Consider the following 1,084-nt stretch of genomic DNA (forward strand, 5'->3'; position numbering starts at 1 on the left):
CGCGCAGCCTGCCTATACCGAACTGCTTGACGACAGTGGCCGCTTCCTGCCCGCCGATACGCTGAAGGAGATGTTCACCGCACTTGGGTGAATGGCACCACCGCCGTCACCTGCTCATGCGGCAGCGGCATGACAGCCTGCGTAATCGCGCTGGGGCTGGCGAGTGTGGGTATGGGAGCCGGGGCCGCCGCCGTCTATGACGGGTCATGGGCTGAATGGGCGTCCACGCCGGGTTCGCCCATCGTGATCGGCGCATAGGGGCGGATGACAGACATGACCAATCCCGTGGCGGCAGTGCCCGCGGCCCTGATGGAAAGCGTGGTGCGCGGCTGGCGCGACCTGTCCACCCGGCTTGTGCAGGTCGGGCGCGACAGGCCGGAAGGCGGGGCGGGCATTTTCGTCAACCCGCCGGTGACCCGTGGCTCCACCGTGCTGTTTTCCAGCCTTGAGGCGATGGATGCCGCCGGGCAGCGCCGGTATGATGATGAACTGATCTATGGCGCCATGGGCACGCCGGTGCAGCACCGGCTGGAACAGGCCATTGCCGAAATTGATGGCGGCAGGTACGGGCAGATCGTGCCATCGGGGCTGGCGGGGTGCGCGCTGCCGTTCCTGGCCTATGTCAGCGCGGGCGATCACTGCCTGCTGTCCGATTCCGTGTACGGCCCCACCCGCCGCTTCGCGGACAGGGTGCTGCGCCGTTTCGGGGTGGAGGTGACCTATTTCCCCCCGCTGGCGGATGAAGATGACCTGCGCGCCCTGGTCCGCCCCACCACCCGCGTCATCTATGCCGAAAGCCCCGGCAGCCATTCGTTCGAGGTGCAGGACATCCCCATGCTCGGCCGCCTTGCCGCCAGCATCGGCGCGCGCCTGATCGTGGACAATACATGGGGGATCGGCCTGTTCGATCCCTTCGCCGCGGGGGCCCACGTATCGGTGCAGGCGCTGACGAAATACCCGGCCGGGCATTCGGATACCATTATCGGCGCGGTCAGCGTCGCATCGGAACAGGACTGGCGGCTGCTGCGTGACACCGCCATCCAGACCGGCCAGACAGCCGGGCCGGATGACTGCTGCTGACTCT

Annotated in this window: 1 protein-coding gene and 1 pseudogene; both read left to right on the top strand. The window is 67.2% G+C overall.

Features of this window, described 5'->3' with window-relative positions; translation table 11 throughout:
* Positions 1-129 precede the first annotated feature (129 nt).
* Positions 130-258 (top strand): hypothetical protein, encoded by a 129-nt coding sequence (locus JCM25156_RS32265; protein WP_277909484.1) that lies wholly within the window; start codon positions 130-132, stop codon positions 256-258.
* Positions 259-273: 15 nt separating this feature from the next.
* Positions 274-1,074 (top strand): annotated as a pseudogene (locus tag JCM25156_RS17715) (trans-sulfuration enzyme family protein); the annotation flags it as partial.
* Between the last annotated feature and the right edge of the window lie 10 nt (positions 1,075-1,084).

This window comes from Komagataeibacter kakiaceti JCM 25156, from assembly GCF_000613305.1.

Bases quoted from the DNA above. Each gene is read 5' to 3' on its own strand.
- JCM25156_RS32265 (WP_277909484.1), top strand. From the start codon at position 130: ATGACAGCCTGCGTAATCGCGCTGGGGCTGGCGAGTGTGGGTATGGGA.